Source organism: Hydrogenophaga sp. LT287, from assembly GCF_055702805.1.
Window position 1 is genome coordinate 36,347 of the sequence record NZ_JBVPZC010000027.1, and the last position, 15,323, is coordinate 51,669.

General features: G+C 65.7%; 14 protein-coding genes. 9 read left to right on the plus strand and 5 right to left on the minus strand.

Annotation, left to right across the window (positions count from 1 at the left end; all coding sequences use genetic code 11):
• Positions 1-18: 18 nt before the first annotated feature.
• The 3 genes from AC0GNR_RS16050 to AC0GNR_RS16060 all read right to left on the minus strand — a co-directional run bounded on the left by AC0GNR_RS16050 (position 19) and on the right by AC0GNR_RS16060 (position 5,343).
• Complete coding sequence (locus AC0GNR_RS16050; RefSeq protein ID WP_472901904.1) at positions 19-1,938, minus strand: sigma-54-dependent Fis family transcriptional regulator; 1,920 nt, start codon at positions 1,936-1,938, stop codon at positions 19-21.
• 85 nt (positions 1,939-2,023) lie between these two features.
• Entirely contained in the window at positions 2,024-3,022 is a 999-nt protein-coding gene (locus AC0GNR_RS16055; RefSeq protein WP_472901905.1) for a tripartite tricarboxylate transporter substrate binding protein, read from the minus strand.
• Positions 3,023-3,150: 128 nt separating this feature from the next.
• Positions 3,151-5,343 carry an acetoacetate--CoA ligase gene (locus AC0GNR_RS16060; RefSeq protein WP_472901906.1) on the minus strand — a complete coding sequence of 731 codons (2,193 nt, stop codon included), beginning with the start codon at positions 5,341-5,343 and terminating at the stop codon, positions 3,151-3,153.
• 215 nt (positions 5,344-5,558) lie between these two features.
• On the opposite strand from AC0GNR_RS16060, the gene AC0GNR_RS16065 reads away from it, so the two are divergent.
• The 6 genes from AC0GNR_RS16065 to AC0GNR_RS16090 all read left to right on the plus strand — a co-directional run bounded on the left by AC0GNR_RS16065 (position 5,559) and on the right by AC0GNR_RS16090 (position 11,883).
• Positions 5,559-6,929: a vanadium-dependent haloperoxidase gene (locus AC0GNR_RS16065; protein WP_472901907.1), complete on the plus strand. Its 1,371-nt coding sequence runs from the start codon at positions 5,559-5,561 to the stop codon at positions 6,927-6,929.
• A 39-nt stretch (positions 6,930-6,968) separates the two neighbouring features.
• Positions 6,969-7,454 carry a DUF3237 domain-containing protein gene (locus AC0GNR_RS16070; RefSeq protein WP_472901908.1) on the plus strand — a complete coding sequence of 162 codons (486 nt, stop codon included), beginning with the start codon at positions 6,969-6,971 and terminating at the stop codon, positions 7,452-7,454.
• Between the two features lie 145 nt (positions 7,455-7,599).
• Positions 7,600-8,886 (plus strand): solute carrier family 23 protein, encoded by a 1,287-nt coding sequence (locus AC0GNR_RS16075; protein WP_472901909.1) that lies wholly within the window; start codon positions 7,600-7,602, stop codon positions 8,884-8,886.
• Between the two features lie 191 nt (positions 8,887-9,077).
• Positions 9,078-10,202 (plus strand): PilT/PilU family type 4a pilus ATPase, encoded by a 1,125-nt coding sequence (locus AC0GNR_RS16080; protein WP_472901910.1) that lies wholly within the window; start codon positions 9,078-9,080, stop codon positions 10,200-10,202.
• A gap of 219 nt (positions 10,203-10,421) precedes the next feature.
• Positions 10,422-11,012 (plus strand): OmpA family protein, encoded by a 591-nt coding sequence (locus tag AC0GNR_RS16085; RefSeq protein ID WP_472901911.1) that lies wholly within the window; start codon positions 10,422-10,424, stop codon positions 11,010-11,012.
• A gap of 4 nt (positions 11,013-11,016) precedes the next feature.
• A complete protein-coding gene (locus AC0GNR_RS16090; protein WP_472901912.1) occupies positions 11,017-11,883 on the plus strand; it encodes a patatin-like phospholipase family protein in 867 nt (288 codons plus the stop codon).
• 33 nt (positions 11,884-11,916) lie between these two features.
• On the opposite strand, the gene AC0GNR_RS16095 is transcribed toward AC0GNR_RS16090, so the two are convergent.
• Positions 11,917-12,246 carry a hypothetical protein gene (locus AC0GNR_RS16095; protein WP_472901913.1) on the minus strand — a complete coding sequence of 110 codons (330 nt, stop codon included), beginning with the start codon at positions 12,244-12,246 and terminating at the stop codon, positions 11,917-11,919.
• Positions 12,243-12,812, minus strand: coding sequence for a cob(I)yrinic acid a,c-diamide adenosyltransferase (locus AC0GNR_RS16100; protein WP_472901914.1), 570 nt, complete (start codon positions 12,810-12,812; stop codon positions 12,243-12,245). Before AC0GNR_RS16100 ends, AC0GNR_RS16095 begins: the two co-directional genes overlap by 4 nt.
• A gap of 208 nt (positions 12,813-13,020) precedes the next feature.
• Between AC0GNR_RS16100 and AC0GNR_RS16105 the strand changes: the two genes are divergently transcribed.
• The 3 genes from AC0GNR_RS16105 to AC0GNR_RS16115 all read left to right on the plus strand — a co-directional run.
• On the plus strand, positions 13,021-13,260 hold the full coding sequence (locus AC0GNR_RS16105; RefSeq protein ID WP_472901915.1) for a hypothetical protein: 240 nt from the start codon (positions 13,021-13,023) through the stop codon (positions 13,258-13,260).
• Between the two features lie 138 nt (positions 13,261-13,398).
• Positions 13,399-14,823 carry an FAD-binding oxidoreductase gene (locus AC0GNR_RS16110; RefSeq protein WP_472901916.1) on the plus strand — a complete coding sequence of 475 codons (1,425 nt, stop codon included), beginning with the start codon at positions 13,399-13,401 and terminating at the stop codon, positions 14,821-14,823.
• Positions 14,824-15,145: 322 nt separating this feature from the next.
• On the plus strand, positions 15,146-15,323 hold a 178-nt coding region (locus tag AC0GNR_RS16115; protein ID WP_472900050.1), incomplete at its 3' end, for a helix-turn-helix domain-containing protein.

A 15,323-nucleotide genomic window follows, 5' to 3' on the forward strand; every position in this document is an offset into this window, starting at 1 on the left:
AACCTCTCGGCCGGGCTTTTAGTGGAGCGAGGGGCCGTCCTGCCTGTTCGGGGGAAGGATGTTGAACCGCTTCATCCGCCGGTACAACGTCATCCTCGACAGACCCATGGCGCGTGCCACGGCGCTCACGTTCCAGTGCGCCGCGCGCAGCGCCTGCAGCAGCGCCTCAGGCCCGTCGCCAGTCATGGCCTCCGCCGTATCAACCCGCGAAGTCAGCCGCGCGACCGACAACTCCGGCAGATCGTCCAGATCCATCGCCCCGCTCGCGCAGATGCTTGCCGCGTAGTCCAGCACGTTGCGCAGCTCGCGCAGGTTGCCAGGCCAGCGGTGCGCCAGCAGGCGCTGCAGCGCGGCGGGCGTGAGCGTGCGCCCGCCCAGCATCCGCGTGATCATGGCGCCCAGGTCGCTGCGTTCGCGCAGCGGCGGCAACTGGATGTGCGCGCCCTTGAGGCGGTAATACAGGTCGTCGCGGAAGCAGCCCGCCAGCACCCGCTGCTCCAGCGGCGCGTGCGTCGCCGCGATCACGCGGATGTTCACCGGCACCGGCCGGGTGGCGCCCACCGGCAACACCTCGCGCTCGGACAGCACGCGCAGCAACCGCGTCTGCAGTGCCAGCGGCATGTCGCCGATCTCGTCGAGAAACAGCGTGCCGCCGTCGGCCTCGGCGATCAGGCCGCGCTTGCCCTTGATGGATGCACCCGAGAAGCTGCCCGGCAGATGGCCAAACAGCTCGCTCTCGATCAGGTGCTCGGGGATCGCCGCACAGTTCACCGCCACAAAGGGCCGCGCGCGGCGCTCGCTGCTACGGTGCACCGCCTTGGCAAAAAATTCTTTGCCCGAACCCGTTTCGCCCGTGATCAGCAGGCTGATGGGCGTGTTCACCAGCCGCGCCACGCGCTCCACCTGCCGGTCCAGCGCGGCGTCGCCCGCCGAGAGCGCGGCCAGCGGCGCTGGCACCGCGCGCTCGCGCTGCGCAGCGGCCACCGGGCGCGGCGGCGGCGGCACGGCCGAGAGAAACAGCAGCTGCCGTCCACCCGCCAGCATCACCGCGCGCTGGTCCGAAGGCTGGGTCAGCACGAAGCGGCCGATCTGGCTGAACGACAGGTCAAACAGCGCCTCGAAGCTGCGCCCCACCAGCGGCGGCGCGTGCGGCGCTGGGCCCTGCAAAGCCAGTTGGGCACGCCGGTTGTGGCCCACCACGCGGCCGTGGCCGTCCAGCGCCAGCAGGTACTCGGGCTGCACGTCCAGGAACTGCGGCGCCGCCGAGAGTCGCAAGATCCAGTCGTGCCGATGGCGGTGCAGAAAGGCCGCGTGCTCGATGTCGTGCGCCGTCATCTTCACCAACTGCAGCGCCAGGTGCTGGCTGCTCTTGGGCTGGCTCGAACTGAGCTGCGAAATGTCGAGCACTGCGCTCAGCTCGCCCGCGCTGTCGTACACCGGCGCGGTGGTGCAGGTGAGCGGAATGTGGGTGGCGTCAAAGTGGTCGTCCAGGTGCACGGTGAGCGCTTTGCCGGTGCTGATGCAAGTGCCGACGCCGCAGGTCCCTGCGTGCTGCTCGCTCCAGTCAGCGCCGAGGTAGAGGCCCGCCTTGCGCAGGCTGGGCTCAAACACCAGGTCACCCAGAAAGTCCACCGTCACGCCGCGCGCGTCCGTCAGCAGCACCACATAACCCAGGCCAGCCACTTTGCTGTAGAGCGCCTCCAGCCCGTGACGCGCGATTTGCAACAGCGCCTCCATCTGGTCCTGGTGCTCGCGCAGCCGCGCCTGCGGCAGGATCACCGCTTCCTGCATGCGCGTCGGGTCCAGCCGGTGCTCGTGCACGCAGCGGTGCCACGAGTCGCGGATCACCTGCTCGTGCCGCGCTGCGGCTTGTGCGCCCACGCCGTCCGCAGCGACCTGCATCACGGTGGCAATGTGCTGGTGCGGTGTGCTGGGCATGCAAAAACCTTGTGAAAGCGGCCGAACAATCTGCCACCTTCACCCCAGAACGACCGCCTGTCAATTGCGGGTTTTCACCGAGGCTTCAACTTTTCTTCGCCAGCCCCAGCCGCTCAATCGTCGCCTTCTCGGCCTTGAACGTGCGTTCGCCATACGCCGTGTAGTCGGCGGTGCTCATGTAGATACTGGGCATGTAAAACTTGTCCAGCGTGGCCTGCACCGCTGGGTCTTCCAGGGTCTTGCGGAAAGCGTCGTGCAGCACCTTCACCACGGCCGGGTCCATGCCCTTGGGGCCGCCGATGCCAAACGGCGATTCGGTGATGGTGTCCCAGCCGCTTTCTTTGACGGTGGGCACGTCGGGAAAGGCTTTGTTGCGCTGGCTGCCCAGCGTGGCCAGCAGGCGCAGCTTGCCGCTGAACACGTGCGGTGCAAATTCGGTGGTGCCGCTCATGACGCGGATGTGCCCACCCAAAATGGCCTGCATGATTTCGGCCGAGCCTTTGTACGGAATGGGGTTGAGCTGGATGCCGGCTTTGGTGCTGAACTCTTCGATGGCCAGGTGCGGCGTGGTGCCGGTGCCGGTGTGGCCGTATTCGAGCTTGCCGGGGTTGGCCTTGGCGTAGGCCACCATGTCTTTGAGGGTCTTGAACGGTGCGTCGGCGGTGCAGGCAATGCCAAAGGTGTAGCCGGTGAGGCAGACGATGTGGCTGATGTCTTTGACCGGGTCAAAGCTCATGTTTTGCATGTGCGGCAGGCGGTAAATGCCCAGCGGCAGTTGGGTCAGGGTGTAGCCGTCGGGCTTGGCATTGACCATGGCGGCCGCGCCCATGGTGCCACCGGCACCGGGCTTGTTTTCAATCACCACCGGCACGCCCAGGCTCTTGCTGGCGCTTTCGGCAAAGGCGCGCATCACGCCGTCGCTGCTGCCGCCGGCCGGCCACGGGGCAATGAGCGTGATGGGGCGCGAGGGAAACTTGTCTTGTGCCCAGGCGGTGGCGGGCAGCAGGGCGGGCGCAGCTACGGCAGCGGCTGCGGCAGACAGGACCTGGCGGCGGTTGAATTCGGCGGGTTGGCGGGGGTTCATGCGGGTCTCCTGGTGGGTGGAATGGACAACCCGCAACATAGCCCGGCGCGCGCCGACTGAAAACAGGGGCAGCCCCATGCCTGGCCCGCTTTGGGTCACCCACGCGACCGCGCCGGTGGCCCGCCGCTTCAGCTGGCCACCGCGCGCGCCTGGTGTTCGGCGGCAAAGGCCACGTACCAGTCCAGACAACCCGGGTTGGCCATGGCTTCCTTGTTGATCACCTTGTCCAGCGGCTGACCAAGCAGCAGCTTTTTGATGGGCAGTTCCTGCTTCTTGCCCGAGAGGGTGCGCGGTATTTCAGTCACCTGGAACACGGCGTTGGGCAGGAAGCGCGGCGAGAGCGCGGTGCGGATGGCGCCGTTGATCTTGGCGGTCATGGCGTCGTCCAGCGCCAGGCCGGGCCGCAGCACCACGAAGAGCGGCATGTAGCTTTCGCGCCCCAGGTACTCCAGGTCCACCACCATGCTGTCGAGCACTTCCGGCAGGGCTTCGACCGCGCTGTACAGCTCGCTGGTGCCCATGCGCAGGCCGTGGCGGTTGATGGTGGCGTCGGACCGGCCGTAGATGACGCACGAGCCGTCCGGGTGGATGCGCAGCCAGTCGCCATGGCGCCAGACGGCGCCGGCTTCTGGGCCGAGGTCCCGGTCGCCGGGCCGCCCCAAGACCGGGGCAGCCCCCTCGGGGGGCAGCGGACCTCGCGCAGCGGGGGAGCGTGGGGGTAACGGCTGACCGCCGCCGGGCTTTCGCCCATGACCCGCCGGGTACATGTCGAAGTAGCTGCCCAGCAGGCGCTGGTTGTCCACGTCGCCCACGAAGTACAGCGGCATGGACGGGATGGGTTGCGTGCAGACCAGTTCGCCCACAGCGTCGATGACGGGCTGGCCCTGTTCGTCCCAGGCTTCCACCGCGCAGCCCATCAGGCGACACTGCATGCGGCCAGGGGTTTGCGGCAGTTCACGGTGGCCGCCGATGAAGGCGCCAGCGAAGTCGGTGCCTCCAGAAATGTTGCACCACCAGATGTCGCGCTGCGCTTCGGTTTGAGCGATGGCGGCGAACTGCGCCGTGCCCCAGTTCTGGGCGTCTTCCGCCAGCGGTGAGCCGGTGGTGCCGAGCGCGCGCACGCTGGAGAGGTCGCCGCAGGTCGACAGGTCCACACCCGCCTTCAAACAGTTCGCAAAAAACGCTGCGCCGGCGCCGAAGAAGGTCACACCCTGTTCGGCCGCGAAGCGCCAGAGCACGGTCCAGTCGGGCTGGTCTTTGCTGCCGCCGGGGTTGCCATCAAAGATGACGCAGGTGGTGCCGTTGAGCAGGCCGCTGGTCTGCGCGTTCCACATCACCCAGCCGGTGGAGCTGTACCAGTGGTAACGCTCGCCCCAGCTGTTGGGGTGGTAGCTGCAGCCCACGTCGTTGTGGATGATCTTGAGCGCCAGCGCCACGATGAGCGTGCCGCCGTGGCCGTGCACGATGGGCTTGGGCAGGCCGGTGGTGCCGCTGCTGTAGACGATCCACAGCGGGTGGTCGAACGGCAGCCACAGGGGCTCAAAGGCCTGCACCGCGGCGTCGTCCTGCGCCACGGCGGTGCTGAAAGCGGTGCAAGGCTGGGCCGCTTCGAGCGCGTTGTCCACCGCCGCGGGTTCTTCGGCCAGGTTGGTGTGCAGGATCACATGGCGCACGGTGGGCAGGGCCGCGCGCAGCTCGGCCACCACGGCCAGGCGGTCGAAGTCTTTGCCGCCGTAGGTCACGCCGTCGCAGGCAATCAGCGCCACGGGTTCGATCTGTTTGAAACGGTCGAGCACGGCGTTGGTGCCCATGTCGGGCGCGCACACGCTCCACACACCGCCGATGCTCACCACCGCGAGGAAGGCGACCATGGTTTCAGGAATGTTGGGCAGGTAGGCCGCCACGCGGTCGCCGGGCACCACGCCCTGCGCCTGCAGGTGCAGCGCGAGCGACGCGACCTGGCGGCGCAGTTCGGGCCAGCTCAGCTCCACCGCGCGGCCTTTTTCGTTGCGGCTGACCACCGCCGCAAAGCCCGCCGCGTGGGCCGGCTGCACATGGCGAAACACCTGCTGCGCGTAGTTGGCCTGCGCGCCCGGGAACCAGTGGGCGCCCGGCATCACGTTGCGCTCCAGCACCGCCTGGTGGGGCGTTGGCGAGCGCAGGTCGAAATAGTCCCAGATGCTTTGCCAAAACGCGTCCAGGTCGGTGGTGGACCAGCGCCAGAGCGCGTCGTAGTCATCAAAACGCAGACCGCGGTGCTCGGCCAGCCACTGCTGGTACAGGCGAATTTGCGGAACGTAGGGCGGCGGGCTCTGGCGCATGGCGGTCTCGTGGTGTCTCCGGGACGGGCAGCGTAGCAGTTGGACCGCCAACCGACCAGTGCCGAGGTGACAGCCCAAGCCGCCGCGCGTGGCCGCCCTTGGCGGCGCGGGATGTCCCCCCTTTTGAGGACGTTTCCCCCCATTGGGTGAATGGCGCCCACAACGGCGCAGGTTTAGCTTAGAGCCTCCTTCAACCCCGTCATGAGGAGCCTGCCATGGATACCCTTTCCGTCAAATGGACCCACACCGCGCTCGAAGCCATCCGCCACATCGGTGCGACCGGCGTGGGCGCAGACCGCAACCGCATCGGGCCGCCCATGGTGGCGCGCTCGCTCGCGCTGCTGCACACCGCCCTATTCGATGTCTGGGCCGTGCACGACGCGCAAGCGCTGCCGGTGCACCTGGGCACAGCGCGCGTCACGGGGGCCACCGAAACGCAGATCGAAAAAGCCATCAGCCACGCCGCCCACGCCGTGCTGAAAGACCAGTTCCCCAGCGAAACCGCCACGTTTGACGCCATGCTAGCCAGCCAGGGCAGTGCGCCGAGCACGAGCACCAACCCGGCCACGCCCGAAGGCCTGGGCAACCTGGCCGCGCAGGCCGTGCTGGCCCATGCGCACACCGACGGCGCCAACCAGGCCGGCTTGTACGCCGACACCACCGGCTACAGGCCGGTCAACATGCCGATGCACGTCACCTCGCCAGCCACGCCGTCGGACATCCTGGTGCCCGAACGCTGGCAGCCACTGGCTTATGCGGACGGCAGCGGCGCGGTCAAGGTGCCAGGCTTCATCGGCCCGCAGTGGCAAGACGTGCGTCCGTTCGCCCTGACCTCGGCCGGACAGTTCCGGCCGTCGGCACCGGCTGCACTCACCTCGCAGGCGTTTCTGGACCAGGCCAGACACGTGGTGGATGTGCAGGACAAGCTCAGGGTCAAGCAAAAGGTGATCGCCGAATACTGGGCCGATGGCCCCAGCTCCGAGCTGCCGCCGGGCCACTGGGAGGTGTTTGCGGCCTTCGTTTCGGCGCGCGACCACCACACCCTGGCGCAGGACGTGAAGATGTTTTTTGCCCTGGCCAACGCGATCCACGATGCCGCCATTGCCACCTGGGAATGCAAGCGCTATTACGACTATGTGCGCCCGGTCACCGCCATCCGGCACCTCTTCCGTGGCAAACGCATTCGCGGCTGGACCGGCACCACCGAAGCCACCATCGACGGCGAAGCCTGGCGCCCTTACCAAGTGAGCAGCTTCCCCACGCCGCCGTTCCCGGAGTTCACCTCGGGGCACAGCGCGTTTTCCATGGCGGGCGCCGAGGTGCTGAGCCGCTTCACCGGCAGCGATGCGTTTGGCGCCAGCTACACCCAGCCAGTGCCCCTGCGCGTGGAGCCGGGCCTGGCCACCGCGGCTGGCACGGTGCTGAGCTGGAGCAGCTTCAGTGCAGCCGCACAGGAAGCGGGCGAATCGCGGCTGTACGGCGGCATCCACTTTTATGAAGGCAACGTGGCCGGTCTGGCCATGGGTCGCAAGGTGGGCGCACAAGCCTTTGAACGCGCCCAGGCTCACTGGCTCGGCCGGCCCTGATAACAAGGGCCAAGGGGCAGTGGCGGTAGCATCGGACCCATGCCCCTGCCCACCCCCACGCTCGAACCCGCCTTCGACCTCACCGTCTTCGTCGCAGCCCCCTTGGAGGCCGGCGACATCACCGGGCTCAACAGCCGGGGCCGCCGGCGCATCATTCCCATCACCGGCGGCACGGTGAGCGGCCGGGTCAACGGCGCGGTGTTGGCCGGCGGTGCCGACTTTCAGCTGGTGGTGAGCGACACCTGCGCCGACCTGGATGCACGCTACCTGCTGCAACTGAACGACCCGGCCTGGCCCGGCGCCCATGTGTTTGTGCAAAACCGCGCGCTGCGCCGTGGCTCGGCCGAAGACATTGCCAAGCTGGTGCGCGGCGAGCCGGTGGACCCAGCGGCCATTTACTTCCGCTGCGCACCCAGCTTTGAGGTGTCGCACCCTGCGCTGGCGTGGCTGACCGAGAGCCTGTTCGTGGGCACCGGCGCGCGCTTTCCAGACCGGGTGGAGATGCGGTTCTTCCGCGTCGCCTGACACCGGGGCTGCGCATCGGCAGCTCCTGTTGTCCCGCGCGGGTCTGCGCTGCTGCAGCGCGGCTTGTGGGCGTCTCTCGCTGCGGTCAGAATCGCGGCCGCACGCTTTCCTGATTTTTACTTTAACAACAACGGAGTTTCTTCCCATGGGTCTATTCAACTGGACAGAAAAACCGGCCTCCACCCTCGCCAGCGGCGGCGTGGTGGGGCCCGACGAGCGGCTGTCGTGGCCACAAACCACGGTGATGGGTGTGCAGCACCTGATCGCCATGTTTGGTGCCACCGTGCTCGCGCCCATCCTCATGGGTTTTGACGCCAACGTCGCCATCCTCATGAGCGGCATCGGCACGCTCATCTTCTTCGTCATGACGCAGGGCAAAGTGCCGAGCTACCTGGGTTCGAGCTTCGCGTTCATTGGCGTGGTGATTGCCGCCAGCGGCTACGCCGGCCCCGGCCCCAACGCCAACATTGGCGTGGCGCTGGGCGGCATCATCGCCTGCGGCATCGTCTACACCCTCATCGGCGCCATCGTGCAGGCCGTGGGCACCGGCTGGATCGAGCGCTTCATGCCGCCGGTGGTCACCGGCTCGGTGGTGGCCGTGATCGGCCTGAACCTGGCCCACATCCCCATCAAAAACATGGCGCCCACCAACTTCGACGCCTGGATGCAGGGCGTGACCTTTGTCTGCGTGGCGCTGGTGGCGGTGTTCAGCAGCGGCATGCTGCAGCGCCTGCTGATCCTGATGGGCCTGATCGTGGCCAGCGTGGTCTACGCCGTGCTCACCAACGGCCTCGGTCTGGGCAACCCGATGGACCTGTCGGGTCTGATCAACGCTGCCTGGTTTGGCATGCCCAACTTCAGCGCACCGGTATTTGAAGCCAACGCCATGCTGCTGATTGCGCCGGTGGCCGTGATTCTGGTGGCGGAAAACCTGGGCCACATCAAGGCCGTGACCGCCATGACCGGCAAAAACCTGGACAAATACATGGGCCGCGCCTTCATGGGCGACGGCGTGGCCACCATCGTGGCAGGCAGCGCCGGCGGCACCGGCGTGACCACCTACGCCGAAAACATCGGCGTCATGGCCGCCACCAAAATTTACTCCACCGCCATCTTCATGGTGGCGGGCATCATGGCCATTTTGCTGGGCTTCAGCCCCAAGTTTGGCGCGCTGATCCAGGCCATTCCGCTGGCGGTCATGGGCGGTGTGTCCATCGTCGTGTTTGGCCTGATCGCCGTGGCCGGCGCCAAGATCTGGGTCGACAACAAGGTCGATTTTTCGAACAACAAAAACCTGTTGGTGGCCGCCATCACGCTGGTGCTGGGTACGGGCGACTACACACTCAAGTTCGGTGAATTCGCGCTGGGTGGCATCGGAACGGCTACGTTCGGCGCGATCTTGTTGCACGCGCTGCTGAACCGCAAAGCCTGATCCACCGCTTTTTGGGTTTCACCCCTCAGCCTGGCCCCTGCATCGGGGGTCAGGCTTTTTTTGCGCTCGGCACCCCAGGCGCCTACGCAGTTCCGCGTGCAGCGGCTCAACAGAGGCCCGCGGAATCTGGCGTTCAAGCGCCCGGTGAAAGTGACGATATAGGGGGTATTCAATTTCAATGTTTTCGCCCCATGGACTCTGACCTGCACGGCCCCAACGACGACCTGGGCCACTACCTCTCGCTGATGGTTACCCACGGCGCATCCGACCTGTTCCTATCCAGCGGCACCGCTGCGGCCATGAAGGTGCAAGGCGTCATCAAGCGGCTGTCTGAAGGCAAGCTGGACGCCACCCACACCCAGCGGCTGGCCTATTCGGTCATGCGCGAGTCGCAAATCCGCGAGTTCGAGTCCACCCTGGAATGCGACCTGGCCATCGCCCTGCCCGGCCTGGGCCGCTTTCGCGTCAACGTGTACCGCCAGCGCGGCGACGTGGCTGTGGTGGTGCGCCACATCAACGCCAAAATCCCGTCACTGGACGCGCTCAAACTGCCACCGGTGCTGAAAAAACTGGCCCTGCTCAAGCGCGGCCTGGTGCTGGTGGTGGGTGCTGCGGGTTCGGGCAAGTCCACCACGCTGGCGGCCATGCTCGACCACCGCAACCGCAGCGTGAGTGGCCACATCCTCACGGTGGAAGACCCGATGGAGTTTGAACACGCCCACGGCCTGTCCATCGTGGACCAGCGCGAGGTGGGGCTGGACACGCAGAGCTTTGACGAAGCGCTGCGCCACGCGATGCGCGAAGCACCCGACGTGATCATGATCGGCGAGATCCGCGACCGCGAAACCATGCAGCACGCCATGGCCTACGCCGAAACCGGGCACCTGTGTGTGTCGACCCTGCACGCCAACAACGCCAACCAGGCGGTGCAGCGCATTCTGAATTTTTTCCCCGAAACCGCCCACCGCCAGGTGTTGATGGACCTGTCGCTCAACCTCAAGGGCGTGGTGGGCCAGCGGCTGATACGCGGCTCAGCGGGTGCGTTGGTGCCGGCGGTTGAAGTGATGCTGCTCTCGCCCTACGTGGCCGACCTGATCCAGAAGGGCCAGACCGACGAGATCAAGGACGTGATGGCCAAGAGCACCGAACTGGGCATGGCCACCTTTGACCAGTCGCTGTACGAGCTGTACCAGCGCGGCGACCTCACGGCCGAGCAAGCGGTGGAATACGCCGATTCGCGCACCGACCTGTCGCTGCGCATCCGCCTGCACGCCGGCAAGCGGCCCGACGCCGGCAGCCTGCGCATGGCCGGGTGAATCCAGGAACCCGGTTGATCGCTGCGTGAAGCAGTGCTCACCCCGCCACCAGCGCTGGCGCCCACCGGGTTGTGCGCACGCCACAGGGCCGGCAATGTCACACGAATGGATGGTCGGAGCAAGCGCAAAGCCCGGGTCGGGAGGGTGCCAGCACTTACGCTGAACACCCCAAGAGGTGCCTGCGGGCACACCTCAACGCCTTGATTTCCGAAAAAACCCATGTCCTATTTGCCCCCCATTCGCCGTTTCGTATGGCCTCTGGTAACCGCCGCGCTGCTGTCTGCCTGCCAAACAGCACCCCCCGCACCAGCGCCTTACAGCGGTCCGGTGCTGCCGATCCAACAAGCCGACCGGGGTGTGGAGATCATGCTGCCAAGCTCTGCCTTGTTTGAAGTGGGAAAAAGCTCACTCAATGCGCAGGAAGCGGGGCCGTATCTCGACCGCATTGCGTACCTCATCAAAACCAAGAGCGACAAGCAGGTGGCGCTTGAGGGCCACGCAGACAACGTGGGCAACCCCCATCTGAACCAAAAGTTGTCCGATGAGCGGGCTGCCGAAGTTGGCAAAGGCCTGGCAGCCCGGGGTGTGCCTGAGCAGCGCATCAAAACTTCGGGCTTCTCTTCGCGGCGCCCGGTGGCATCCAACACCACCGCCGAAGGGCGGCAACTCAATCGCCGTGTCGAGGTGGTTTTGCTGGACGAAAAGGTGGAAAACATCACCCGGGGCGAGCCCGCGGGCGCTTTTGCCTCGGCGTGGGACCAACTCAAGAACCTGATTGATCAGGGCGTCGTCAAGGCCGTGGATAAATAAGAGCATGCAACGCAGACAATGGCTGGCCTTGGGTGCCGGTGTGATCGCATCCGGAAACGCCCTGGCACAGTCTGGCAACCGCAAAGCAGCTGCCACGGGCAACAAGGTGATCGGCATCGCTTTGGGTGGCGGCTCTGCGCGCGGATTTGCCCACATTGGGGTGCTCCAGGCGCTGGACGAAGCCAAGGTCCCGATCAGCATCGTGGCGGGTACCAGCGCGGGTTCGCTGGTGGGTGCCTTTTACGCTGCGGGGTTTTCACCCTGGAAGATGCAGGAAGTGGCGCTGAAAGTGCGCGACATCGATGTGGCCGATCTGTCCTCTGGCAACCGGCGCGGCATGTTGGGTGGAGCAGGCCTGAGACGCCTGGTCAACAGCTACCTGGACAACATGCCCATCGAGAAAATGCCCCGTCGGTTTGCGGCCGTGGCCACCGACCTGGCCACTGGCGAACTGGTCGCGCTGAAACGCGGCGACACCGGCGGTGCAGTGGCGGCCTCTTGCTCCATTCCGGGCGTTTTCATTCCAGCCCTTTTTGAAGGCCGGGAACTGGTGGATGGTGGACTGACCAGCCCGGTGCCTGTGGGTGTGGCGCGGCAGATGGGCGCCGATATGGTGATTGCTGTCGATGTGGGCGGACGCCCCACCAGCAAACCCCGCTCGGGGCTTTACGAGATCATCTTGCAATCGTTCGAGATCATGGGGCGCTCACTGGCGCAAATGGAAAGCAAGACGGCGAACCTGCTGATCCAGCCCAAGACGGACCGCTTTGACAGTTCCGATTTTTCCGCCCGCAAGGAAATGATCGAAGCGGGCTACTTGGCAGGCCAGGCGGCCTTGCCAGACCTGCGCCGCCGGCTCGGTCTCTCGTAAACGCCAGCAGGCCGGGGGCGCACGGCTCGCCTTTCAGCCTTCCCGCTCGCAGCGCCCCTGCGCCGTGGCCAGGCCACGGAAATCGCTGGTCCAGGTCTGGCTGGCGGTGTCGATCTGGATGCGCTCGTTGTCCAGCGCGGTCAAGATCAGCGTCTCGCGGACGTTGAAGGTGTACACCGGCACGCCGTCAATCTGCACCGAACGCACGCGCTGCTGGTCGTAAGCAATGGCCACGGTGCGCGTCCAGGTGGTGCGCGCCGGCAGGTACACGGCTTCGCACACCAGCGTGGTGCTGGCGGGTTCGGTCTGGGCGCCAGCCAGCACCGTGAACCCGGCCAACACGGCTGCCAGCGGGCGTTTCACGGCTGTGGGTCCTGCTGCGCCATGCGCTCGCTTTTCCAATACACGTCGTCGCCGCCGTTCATGCGGTTGAGCACGCGCGCCAGCACAAACATGAGGTCGCTCAAGCGGTTCAGGTACTGGCGCGGGGTTTCTTTCAGCGCCTCTTCGTTGCCCAGTGCCACCACAGCGCGCTCGGCGCGCCGGGCCACGGTGCGGCAAACATGGGCTTGGGCGGCGCCGCGGGTGCCGGCGGGCAAAATGAATTCTTGCAACCGCGGCAGTTGTTCGTTGTAAGTGGCCAGGGCATCGTCCAGTGCCAGCACCGCCTCGGGCTTGAGCAGCTCGAAGCCCGGAATGGACAGCTCGCCGCCCAGGTTGAACAGTTGGTGCTGAACCTCGACCAGCAGCGTGCGCACGTCGGGCGCCATGTCTTCGCACAGCAGTACGCCGATGTGGGAATTGAGCTCGTCCACCTCGCCCATGGCGTGCACGCGCAGACTGTTTTTGGACACGCGGGTGTTGTCACCCAGCCCGGTGGTGCCGGCGTCGCCGGTGCGGGTTGCAATTTGTGTGAGTCGGTTGCCCATGAAAAGTCCTCAGGTGGCGGGTGTGCAGACAAAACCGCATTGTGCGGGAACGCGGGGCCCAGCGCCCTCTGTGCGGCCCGTAACCACACGCGTGCAGATGTGTCCCAGGCAAATATCCTGTCAACCAGGCAACAGGTGGCAAAACCACTGGCCGGCCGGGCTGGCGTGGGTTGGAATGGGCGCTCGTTCAACGCACTGGAGCCCGACCATGACACGTCAACGAAACCGCATCACCCCATTTGAGATCCGCAGCGTGCAGCTGATGGCCGCCTGCACGCTGGGGCTGGCTGGCCTGGCGAGCAACCAAAGCGCGCCCAGCTCGCCGTCGGGCGGTGCCAAAACGAGTCTGTCTTCTGCGGCCGGCGCCGCACACACCCAGCGCCCCAACACCCCGGCCACCTTGCGCCGGCCAGAAACCCTGGAAGAACAGAAAAAGAAGGCGGCTTGAAGGGCGAGCAGCGGTCCTTTGGTGTGACTTGCCAAGTGCCACCCAACCGCCCCGAAAGCGACAGCCACCGAGCGCACGGCGGAGGTGCGACCGCGTAAACTGGCGGCCTGCAGACACCCGCTGCGCAGGAGACACGCCATGAACGCCCCCACACCACATACCCACCTTGCCCCCGACATTCAGCCCCGCGAGGTGCCCGCCGAACTGATGGCGGCGCTGCAAACCCGTTTTGGTGCGCAGTGCTCCACCGCGCTGGCGGTGCGCGAGCAACACGGGCGCGACGAGTCGGTGTACGACGTGCCGCCACCCGCTGCGGTGGTGTTTGCCCAGAGAACGCAAGACGTGGCCGACGCCGTGGCGCTGGCCGCCCGGTACCGGGTGCCGGTGATTCCCTTCGGCGTGGGCTCGTCGCTGGAAGGCCACTTGCTGGCTGTGCAGGGTGGTATCAGCATCGACGTGAGCCGCATGAACACGGTGTTGTCCATCAACGCCGAAGACCTGACCGTGACGGTGCAGCCCGGCGTGACGCGCAAGGCGGTGAACGAAGCGGTGAAAAGCGAAGGCCTGTTCTTCCCCATCGACCCCGGCGCAGACGCCTCCATTGGCGGCATGGCGGCCACGCGCGCCAGCGGCACCAACGCCGTGCGCTACGGCACCATGCGCGAAAACGTGCTGGCGCTGGAAGTCGTCACCGCCAGCGGCGAAGTCATTCGCACCGGCACCCGCGCCAAAAAAAGCAGCGCCGGCTACGACCTCACCCGCCTCATGGTGGGCAGCGAAGGCACGCTGGGCGTCATCACCGAAGTCACGCTCAAGCTGTACCCGCTGCCCGAAGCCATTTCGGCCGCCACGTGTTCGTTCCCCAGCATCGAAGCGGCGGTGCGCACCACCATTCAGGTAATCCAGATGGGCATTCCCATTGCCCGCTGCGAGCTGATCGACGCCGGCACCGTGCGCATGGTCAACGCGCACAGCAAGCTCGGCCTGCGCGAAGAACACATGCTGCTGATGGAATTCCACGGTTCGCCGGCCAGTGTGAAAGAGCAGGCCGAAACGGTGCAAGAAATTGCCAGCGAGTTCGGCGGTAACGCCTTTGAATGGGCCACCACGCCCGAAGAGCGCACCCGCCTGTGGACCGCCCGGCACAACGCCTACTTTGCCGCCATACAGAGCAAGCCGGGTTGCCGCGCCGTGTCCACCGACACCTGCGTGCCCATCAGCCGCCTGGCCGACTGCCTGCTCGACTCCGTGGCAGAAGCCGACGCCAGCGGCATCCCCTACTTTTTGGTGGGCCATGTGGGCGACGGCAACTTCCACTTTGGCTACCTGATCGACCCCACCAAACCCGAAGAGCGCGAGCAGGCCGAGGTGCTGAACAACCTGCTGGTGGCGCGCGCGCTGAGCCTGGAAGGCACCTGCACCGGCGAACACGGCGTGGGCCTGCACAAAATGGACTTCTTGCTGACCGAAGCCGGCAGCGGTGCGGTGGACATGATGCGTACGATCAAGCGCGCACTCGACCCGCACAACATTTTGAATCCGGGCAAGATCTTCGCACTCTGAACGGGCGTCTGCGCCTCAACCCCCTGCCACAATGGGCGGAGCCGCGCGCCACTTGCGGCCGCCGAAACAACAAAAGGCTGACAGACCTTGGCTATACCCCGGCTAAAAGAATACTTATATATTACATGGAGCTGGCCTCACATGATCCGTCACATTTCCCCATGGTTGCTGGCGCTGGTATCTGCTTCAGTAGAACGCTACCTGGTTCCACGCTTGCTTCACACCAAGTCGGTGAATTGAACGCGGCCGTGCCCTGCTTTGATCGCTATAGATAAGGCCCGTTAAAGTCTGAACTTTGTCTGATTTTCGCGATCAGAGTGTCATGGAAAAAGAAAGCGCAAGAAGTCAGACACTGGAGCAACTTCACGAACGGCGCAAACAGGTCGTGAGGCTGTACAGACAAGGCACCAAGATCATGCAGATCGTCACGATGACGGGGCTGAGCTACCCGACAGTGCGAACGGCTATCGATCTGTTTGACGCTGGCGGCTGGGGTGCGA

Excerpts from the sequence above, each read along its gene's own strand:
- AC0GNR_RS16050 (WP_472901904.1), bottom strand. The coding sequence starts at position 1,938 with ATGCCCAGCACACCGCACCAGCACATTGCCACCGTGATGCAGGTCGCT.
- AC0GNR_RS16055 (WP_472901905.1), bottom strand. The coding sequence starts at position 3,022 with ATGAACCCCCGCCAACCCGCCGAATTCAACCGCCGCCAGGTCCTGTCT.
- AC0GNR_RS16060 (WP_472901906.1), bottom strand. The coding sequence starts at position 5,343 with ATGCGCCAGAGCCCGCCGCCCTACGTTCCGCAAATTCGCCTGTACCAG.
- AC0GNR_RS16065 (WP_472901907.1), top strand. The coding sequence starts at position 5,559 with ATGGATACCCTTTCCGTCAAATGGACCCACACCGCGCTCGAAGCCATC.
- AC0GNR_RS16070 (WP_472901908.1), top strand. The coding sequence starts at position 6,969 with ATGCCCCTGCCCACCCCCACGCTCGAACCCGCCTTCGACCTCACCGTC.
- AC0GNR_RS16075 (WP_472901909.1), top strand. The coding sequence starts at position 7,600 with ATGGGTCTATTCAACTGGACAGAAAAACCGGCCTCCACCCTCGCCAGC.
- AC0GNR_RS16080 (WP_472901910.1), top strand. The coding sequence starts at position 9,078 with ATGGACTCTGACCTGCACGGCCCCAACGACGACCTGGGCCACTACCTC.
- AC0GNR_RS16085 (WP_472901911.1), top strand. The coding sequence starts at position 10,422 with ATGTCCTATTTGCCCCCCATTCGCCGTTTCGTATGGCCTCTGGTAACC.
- AC0GNR_RS16090 (WP_472901912.1), top strand. The coding sequence starts at position 11,017 with ATGCAACGCAGACAATGGCTGGCCTTGGGTGCCGGTGTGATCGCATCC.
- AC0GNR_RS16100 (WP_472901914.1), bottom strand. The coding sequence starts at position 12,812 with ATGGGCAACCGACTCACACAAATTGCAACCCGCACCGGCGACGCCGGC.
- AC0GNR_RS16105 (WP_472901915.1), top strand. The coding sequence starts at position 13,021 with ATGACACGTCAACGAAACCGCATCACCCCATTTGAGATCCGCAGCGTG.
- AC0GNR_RS16110 (WP_472901916.1), top strand. The coding sequence starts at position 13,399 with ATGAACGCCCCCACACCACATACCCACCTTGCCCCCGACATTCAGCCC.